The organism is Eubacterium sp. AF15-50, assembly GCF_934835595.1.
GTDB lineage: Bacteria > Bacillota > Clostridia > Lachnospirales > Lachnospiraceae > Eubacterium_G > Eubacterium_G segne.
Map to the genome: position 1 here is coordinate 1 of NZ_CAKVZL010000090.1, position 8,584 is coordinate 8,584.

At 37.1% G+C, this 8,584-nt stretch carries 8 protein-coding genes; 1 reads left to right on the forward strand and 7 read right to left on the reverse strand.

Translation table 11 applies throughout. The features are described from left to right. The 5 genes from rplD to Q5O73_RS09035 all read right to left on the reverse strand — a co-directional run. Nucleotides 1-169 (reverse strand): 50S ribosomal protein L4 (gene rplD, locus Q5O73_RS09015; protein WP_302669523.1); only part of this gene is annotated, 169 nt, incomplete at its 3' end. A 23-nt stretch (nucleotides 170-192) separates the two neighbouring features. Next, nucleotides 193-822, reverse strand: a complete 630-nt coding sequence (gene rplC, locus Q5O73_RS09020; RefSeq protein ID WP_021952777.1) for a 50S ribosomal protein L3 — start codon at nucleotides 820-822, stop codon at nucleotides 193-195. Nucleotides 823-930: 108 nt separating this feature from the next. Beyond that, complete coding sequence (rpsJ, locus tag Q5O73_RS09025; protein ID WP_021952778.1) at nucleotides 931-1,248, reverse strand: 30S ribosomal protein S10; 318 nt, start codon at nucleotides 1,246-1,248, stop codon at nucleotides 931-933. A gap of 349 nt (nucleotides 1,249-1,597) precedes the next feature. Continuing rightward, a complete protein-coding gene (locus Q5O73_RS09030; RefSeq protein ID WP_302669521.1) occupies nucleotides 1,598-4,651 on the reverse strand; it encodes a S8 family serine peptidase in 3,054 nt (1,017 codons plus the stop codon). A gap of 449 nt (nucleotides 4,652-5,100) precedes the next feature. Next, the gene (locus Q5O73_RS09035) at nucleotides 5,101-5,337 is read right to left on the reverse strand and encodes a hypothetical protein (RefSeq protein ID WP_021952780.1); all 237 of its coding nucleotides are present in this window, start codon (nucleotides 5,335-5,337) and stop codon (nucleotides 5,101-5,103) included. Nucleotides 5,338-5,516: 179 nt separating this feature from the next. Here Q5O73_RS09035 and Q5O73_RS09040 point away from each other — a divergent pair, with 179 nt between their 5' ends. After that, nucleotides 5,517-6,377, forward strand: a complete 861-nt coding sequence (locus Q5O73_RS09040) for a class I SAM-dependent methyltransferase (RefSeq protein WP_021952781.1) — start codon at nucleotides 5,517-5,519, stop codon at nucleotides 6,375-6,377. Between the two features lie 77 nt (nucleotides 6,378-6,454). Here the strand turns inward: Q5O73_RS09040 and Q5O73_RS09045 are convergent, their stop codons facing one another. Beyond that, nucleotides 6,455-7,093, reverse strand: coding sequence for a 4'-phosphopantetheinyl transferase superfamily protein (locus Q5O73_RS09045; RefSeq protein ID WP_186840035.1), 639 nt, complete (start codon nucleotides 7,091-7,093; stop codon nucleotides 6,455-6,457). Nucleotides 7,094-7,131: 38 nt separating this feature from the next. After that, nucleotides 7,132-8,584 (reverse strand): thiamine pyrophosphate-dependent enzyme (locus Q5O73_RS09050; protein ID WP_302669522.1); only part of this gene is annotated, 1,453 nt, incomplete at its 5' end.

Sequence of the window (8,584 nt, forward strand, 5' to 3'; positions counted from 1 at the left end):
CCTCTGAACGGGTTTTAGCTTTCTGTGTACCCTGACGGTTATTTGCGAGCTGGTTCAATACTGCCTGATGTACTAAGTTTTCATTAACTTCAACACCAAATACTGCATCGCTAAGTTCTATTGTTCCAACTTCGCTTCCTTCCATATTTAAAACAGATACTGTTGCCATCTGTGTGTTCCTCCTTTCAAATACTACTTACCGGCTTTAACTGATTCTTTAATTGTTACTAAAGCTTTCTTAGGTCCCGGTATAGCACCTTTAACTAAGAGTAAATTCTTTTCTGCGTCAACACGAACAATTTCAAGGTTCTGTGTTGTAACTTTCTTGCCACCCATGTGACCAGGCATCTTCTTGCCCTTAAACACCTTACTAGGAGTTGAACATGAACCGTTTGAACCTGCATGTCTGTGGTATTTAGAACCATGAGCCATAGGTCCTCTTGACTGTCCGTGTCTCTTGATTGCGCCCTGGAAACCTTTTCCCTTTGCAATTGCAGTAGCGTCAACCTTATCTCCTGCTTCAAATACGTCAGCCTTGATTTCATCTTTAACTGCGTATTCTCCTTCAAGTTTGAATTCTCTTACATATCTCTTGTAAGAAACTCCTGCCTTGTCAAACATACCTTTAACAGGTTTGTTAACAAGCTTTTCTCTGATATCCTGGAATCCAACCTGTACTGCACTGTATCCGTCATTTTCCACTGTTTTTACCTGAGTAACAACACATGGTCCTGCCTGAAGAACAGTCACAGGTACTAATTCACCATTCTCGTTGAATATCTGAGTCATACCAACTTTTGTAGCTAAAATAGCTTTCTTCATTTTAATTACCTCCTGTTAATCTACAGCGGATCGCTTACCGCGATCATCCTAGAACAGTTTCCGTAACTATTAGTTACTATATAAACCTTCAAGGATAACTCTCTAAAATTATTTGTCGTTCTTCATCTTAATATCGATGTACACACCTGCTGGCATTTCTAATCTTGATAAAGCTTCAACTGCCTTCTGGTTTGGAGCTACGATATCGATAAGTCTCTTGTGAGTTCTCTGTTCAAACTGCTCTCTAGAGTCTTTGTACTTGTGTACAGCTCTAAGAATTGTAACTACTTCCTTCTTTGTTGGAAGAGGTACAGGACCACTCACTTCAGTTCCTGTTTTCTTTGCAGTTTCAACAATTTTCTTTGCTGACTGATCTACTAATTTGTGATCGTAAGCCTTAAGTGTAATTCTCATTACTTGTGCCATAAAAAAAGCCGCCTCCTTTTCGTACTATTTAGCACGACAAGCGGTGACCGTACAACCTTTCCGTGTGTGTCCCAAATCAAAGGACCATAAACACGGTGTTTCCACTACCTCGGTGGACTGATTTTTGTACAGTGACTTGTCGCCAGTTTTCTAACTTGACATTCGCTCCACGGAAAACCTGCATCTGGTGCAGCAACCTCTCGCTTCTACGCTATCAATGTCACAGCAAGGAACAGTTTAGCATACACTGTTTCAAAAATCAACCCCTATTCCAATTTTTTTCCATAAAAAAATATGAAAGATTAGCATCCCTCTAAATCTTAGAGAGATGCCATATAAAAATCAACACTTATCCTTTCACAACTGTACTGCTCCAGTCGTAATCTTTTGTCTTATACTCCTTGTTCACTACTGATAAAATATCATTATATAAGTATTCATGATGCTCTTTTGAATTCATCTTACATCCCTGATATAATATATCAGCCACATCATAAATCGTATATGTATATGAATCTGTATATACATAAGTTCCATCGGATAGTTTTGCATATGCACGGATTCTCCATATATCACTATACTCTGGAGCTGTACCTGCAGCAAATTTCATTGTCATTGCATAACTTGTAGCAATATCCGAATCCGAAAACACTCTATCTGACTTGCCCGCAGATGTACTTTCATAACTGCGTACATAATAACTTGAACTTCCTACATACAGTTCCGATGCATCCACATAATCTGCCAGAGAATATATCAGTCCTGAACTTACAACTTCTTTTCCATTAATTTCACTATCCACAGAATAAACCACGCGCATACCCTTTGTTGTGGCACTTATCTGATATCCGTTTATTTCTATTCCACCGTTTATTGTATTTATAGTCTTTGTTGTTTCTTCCTGCGCCGTCATTTTTTCTGTTGTTGGCTCTTCTGTTGTTGGTTCCTCTGTTACAATATCCGATTCTTTTATAAACTTAAAATAATCAACATTTGCCACATAATAGCAATCACCTGTAGTAACGTATTTTACATATACTATATGGCTTCCCGCAGATATTTCGCTGTCAAGATTTGCAGTAACATTTCCGTATTCCTGCCACGACGAAGCATTATTGGTAAGAACAATTGTTCCAACTTTATTATCAAAATCATCCACATATATCTCGGCATTTCCAAGAGCTGTTCCTGTTGGACTGGAATAACAAAATTCTATTGCACTTGCATTTTCATTAAAGTTAACATTTTCATACGTCATATATACTCCATTTGAAACACCTCCAATATTATGTCCACCGCTGGCACTGCTATTTGTATCCACTACCCCTCCCTGGTTGGAAGTAAACTGTTCAGCCTCTATAATACCAAAAGCATCAAATACTTTTGTTGTCGTCTCTTCCTTTTCTTCAAGGGAAAAGCTTGTGATTACAAAATTTCCACCCGCAGGTACTTTTCCTAAATCTATAAATATTTGCGTATTATCTGCTGTCGGTGTGAAATCAATCTCAAAATTATTAGTTCCATTCACAAGTGTATATTTTTTTGTTGTCTGCGTCCCCTCATCCTTAAATGTAATTGTATCTGTCATATCCGAATTAAATGTTGCAGATACTTTACATGTGTATGTTTTTCCTATTGTTGTGCTAAGTATCTGAGTCTTCATCTGAACTCCCCACTCAGCTCCACTATATTTGTTAACATAAACTCCAAAGTCGTTGTAGGAACCACCATCTTTATAGCTTCCTGTCGGATTACCACCCCAATCTGATGCAAAGTATACAGACCAACAATTCAAATTTGTCCAATTTGCTCCTGCAGTGGTATATCCTGAAGGAGTGTCAGATGATACCGTGGTTGTTGTTTCTTCTACAGTACCACCTGCTGCGGATACTACTGCTGCATAAGCATTTGCAAATCCATAGGCATATGTATAATCTCTGCCGGAGTCTCCTAAGTCTTTGGCAGTATTAATAAGAATATTTTTTACGGTATTACTATTTAACCCTGCGTTCACGCTGTACATCATCGTTACAATAGCCGACACCATAGGAGACGCAAAGGAGGTTCCTCCTGCAACAATGGTATCTGAACCTGAGCCTGTTATATTCGGTGCATATATTGCTACCCCCGGTGCACAGATATCCTTATTCCATCCCCGGTTACTGGTTGCTGCAATATTATAACTCTCATCAACAGATATTACGGAAATCGTGTTTGCGTAATCCGATGGATACGTTGCAACGTCAGATCCATTGTTTCCTGCACCGGCTACAACTGTTCCACCTGCTGCAACAAAGTTATTAATTGCAGCCTCTTCTACATCGTTTGCCCCCTCATGGGCGAGGCTGAGATTGGCAACCTTTGCTCCTACCTGTCTGGCATAATCAAGCCCCACTGCAATCTTATCCACATACATCTCAATTTTAACGTTAATTAATTCAGCAACATCATTATTAATACAGCTTGCGACTCCTGCAATCTGCGTTCCATTATTTGCGGTTCCCGCAAGAACACCTGCTACAGCAGTGCCATGATTATTATTGTACATAGATGTACTTTGTCTTAACGGAATATAACTACCATCACTCAAAATTTCTGCCGACAAACTTGAACTTGCCTGAAGGTCTGCACTATTTAAATCTGCGCCACCATCTATTACTGCCACTTTGACCTTTGAATGGTTGACGCCTCGGATATACTGCCATGCATCTACCACCTTCATCGTTCTTAAATAATACTGGTTTGCCGCATATGTATCATTCACCAATTCATATGCTTCCGAAATCTGCTCAACCTTATCATTTCTTGCAACCTGCATTGTTTCATCATAGGCTCCATAAGCATCAACTGCCTTGTCCACTGTAAGACCCAAAGAGTTTTTTACTTTAACAATATATGTTCCATCCGTACATTTATATATATACTCACATTCTCCGTACTGATCAGCAACAATGTCTTTAATTTTCTGTTTTGAAATGTCCGCACCAAAAGTTAAAATGGATGTCCCTGCCTCATAAGAAAGTTTGTCTGCATTCTTTCTCTCTTTGGCAGCTTCTTTATATCCCTTTATAATACCTGCAGCTTTTGCATTTACATTTTCTTCAAATGCCTTACAACAGTCTGTATCTCCGTCTTTATAATATTCCGTGAGTATTTTGTTCACTGCCACCTCAAAATCATTTCCATTTAGTTCATTTACTCTGGCTGCTGCTTTACTGCCATCTTTTTTTGCTGCGACAACAATTTCTTTTAAATCTTTGTCACTAACAGTAAATTCTTTCAGTTCTGTTTCTGTTTCTGAAACAGATGGCCTTTCAGTAAAATCTGCTTTGGGTACAATCAGAGTGACCACCATCAGCACTGCCAGAATCAGACTGAACGTTTTTATTTTCCTACTTATCATTTTTTATTTTCCTTTCTTTTTTGTTGCATTCCTCTCTAGAGTATACATTTCAATATTCTATCTTAATTTAACACATTTAAATTTTAATTCTAGCACCTTATTTTTTAGAAAGTATACTTTTTTCTCAAAAAAATATCAGAAAAATTTTACATTTAACCCGAAAAAAACAAAAGCAGCCACATACTTTGATATAAATAAAGTCCTACAAACAGCATATTTACACTGGTTGTAGGACTTTTCCCTTTTTACAACTGTAAAAAACAGGAGCATACCTTGCGTAATCCCCAACCAAATTTCAGCGAAGCGGAATTGAGGTTCGCGCACTTCTTATCTTAGACTGTATAAATTTAATTTTAGTCTAACGGAAGTCAGACCAAAACTTTTTTTAGCTTTTTAAACTGTTTATTCCTCGTATTAACGGTCTGTAAAAAAACTTCGTTTGTTATACATCATTTATTTGTTTCATTATCTTTTATATATTGATGATTTTGGAAGTATTTATTTGCGTAAGTATTATAGTAACATAACGAATTTAGAAAATATTTCATATCCTGCTGTTTTTCAGTTGATAATCCTAATGCTGCTATTCCACCATTATTAATCATTTCATAACAATATCCAATAACGCTAAACTCAAATTCACACTTTTTTGAGCAATTATCCTTTTCAGCAATTGTAAGTGTCAATTTATCGTCAAATCCATTCGCAGGAAAATTGAATTATCCCTGTATGACAAAGTCATTTTGATTCTTCCAATTCCATTGCCTCAATGGGCAACAAATTTACTTTTGACACTCATATCATTATTATGTTAATATATATCCGGTTGATTTAAACCTACTATTATAATAAGAGGAAATACGTTATGTGGATAGCAGATAATTGGAAAGATTATGAAGTTATTGATACTTCTTCAGGAGAGAAGCTTGAGCGTTGGGGAGATTACATTTTGTTAAGACCTGACCCTCAGGTTATCTGGAATACTCCTAAGAAAGATTATAGATGGAAAAAATTAAACGGACATTATCACCGCAGCAACAAAGGTGGCGGTCAATGGGATTTCTTTGATTTGCCTGAGCAGTGGACTATTAATTATAAGAACCTTACATTTAACCTTAAGCCTTTTAGTTTTAAGCATACAGGGCTTTTCCCAGAGCAGGCAACTAACTGGGACTGGTTTTCTGAAAAAATAAAAAACGCCAACAGACCGGTTAAGGTTTTAAATCTTTTTGCCTACACAGGTGGTGCCACTTTGGCAGCCCTTGAAGCCGGTGCCATGGTTACTCACGTAGATGCATCAAAGGGTATGGTAACCTGGGCGAAGGAAAATGCTGTTTCGTCTAATTTAGCAGACCGTCCTGTAAGATGGTTAGTAGATGACTGTGTAAAGTTTGTGGAACGTGAAATAAGACGTGGGAACAAATACGATGCCATTATTATGGACCCTCCTTCCTACGGAAGAGGCCCTAAAGGAGAAACATGGAAAATAGAGGAAAATATTTTCCCATTTATTGAACTGTGTACTAACATTTTAAGCGATGACCCTCTTTTCTTCCTTATAAATTCATATACCACCGGATTACAGCCGGCAGTTTTAAGTTATATGATTAATACAGCCATTGTAAAAAAATTTGGTGGTCACGTTACTGCCGAAGAAATCGGACTTAATGTAACATCTAACGGATTGGTGCTTCCATGTGGAGCCTCCGGTCGCTGGGAGAATTAAAGAATATAAAATCTATATGGGAGTTTCCCATTATACAAAAAGTTTTCACCTTAATGTAAATTAAAGTGAAAACTTTTTTAAAATGCAACTTCTTCTATATTAAGTTCCTTATCCCTTATATCTGCACAAACAGACATAATATATCTTTCATCTAATTTCATCTGTAAAATCTCATATCCCGGATTATCCATAATCTTTGCCTTTCCTTCGGCAAAATTTACTTCAAAAGAATTAAGAGGTTTTCTAAGACCTATACCTACATTTTTCAAATAGGCTTCCTTAACTGTCCAAACCTCATAAAACCTCTGGGTTTTAACATTTTCATCTTCTCCCTCATTTATATAGGTACATTCATTTTGGTGAAAATTCCGCTCAGCCACTAGCTGATTGTTATTTTCCATTCTCTGAATATCAATTCCAATATTAAACCTTGAAACTGCTATAACCACATAATTTCCTGAATGTGAAATATTAAAAGAATCCTTAGTTCTCAAAAAATGAGGTTTTCCAAATTTATCAATTACTATTTCGTCATTTATATTATACTTTTCTTTTATAAATTCAATTAGAAGCCCTGCTCCTAAACACCTTAATTTGTCATCGTTTCTTTTAAGTCTGGCAATTTTCTCCTGACGTTTCTTACTTACCTTACTTAAATTCCTTTCAAAGATAAATTTATTTCTTAAAGGTGTAATATTAAAGTAATAAATATCCATAATATTCCTCTTTTGGTTTTTTATCAGACTTTAGTGTATCACATTTTTATGTTTATGGAAACTGATTTTTCCTTTAGTTTTCTAAACCTTTCATCAATTTCTTTTTGAATTTCCTCAACTACACTACTATATTCCTCTTTTACTAAATGTCTGGTTCTTCCCATCATGGAAAACCACTGTTTTACAGGCATTTTCTTGTTGCTGTTTTCATGATTATAATTAAGTTTTGTAATTCCCTTCTCCACTTCATATAATGGAAAATATCCACAATTCACTGCTGCTTCTATAACCGCCCTTTCCGTGGCAGGGTTGTCATTCCAATTGAGAGGACAGGCTGATAGTGCCTTTATATATGCCATTCCCTGATTTTTGGCATAATACGCCGCCTTTGCAGCCTTAGTAATAAAATCCTTAGGATTGCACTCTGCCACCGTTGCCACGTAAGGAATATTAGCCGCTGCCATTATTTCCGGCATATCCTTATTAAAAAATGTCTTTCCGTATTGAAGGGAACCCACATGGGATGTGGCACTTTTTGCCCCTTTAGGAGTAGAATAAGACAGCTGGTAGCCGGTATTCATATATCCTCCATTATCATACTCAAATATAATCATGTTATGACCTCTTAAGGCTGTTCCAAGGGCTGACCCCATACCTATATCCATGCCTCCATCGCCGGTTACCATTATAAAAACAATGTCTCCTTTAGGTATTTCCCCTTTCTCCTGTCTTCTTTTACAGGCTTCTACTATTCCGCTCATGGTGGCAGCCCCATTTTGAAAAAGATTATGAATATAGGGAACCCTGAAAGATGTTTTAGGATATGCAGTGGTTATAATCATTCCACAGCCTGTCTGAAACAAAAGCACCACCGGGTCTTCAATTGCCCTAAGAAGAAGATTTAAATTTACTAATATTCCGCACCCCGGACAGGCTCCATGTCCCGGTGCAATTCTATCAGGCATTGCCGTTGTGGCATTAATCTGTCCCCCCTTTACCATTAAACCCTCTCCGGTATTTTTTACTTCCGTAATGCCTAACATTGTTCTTTCTTTATCTATCTTTTTAAGAAGATTATCCTGTACTTTTTCTTTGCCGCCTTTTGTTACGCCATAATAACTAAAATCAGGGAGATTATCATATTGCTCCAAAAGCCATCTTCCATCAGATACGTCAAAGTCAATACCACCTAGGCCATATACCACTGATTTAATTTCCACATTTTTCTTTTTTCTTTGAAATGCCGCCCTAACTTCTAAGGATAGATTTCCCCCATTAGCCCCATAGCTGTCCTGTCTGTCTGCCACAAGTATTTTACATTTATCTTTAACCCTTTTAACAACTTCATCAATGGGAAAGGGGCGGATTACATTAAGGGTAATGACGCCTGCTTTTATTCCCTCTTTTCTTAATTTATCAACTGCCACTGTAACTGTGTCAAAGGCAGAGCCTAACAGTATCATAACAATTTCAGCATCCTTTACCTTATAC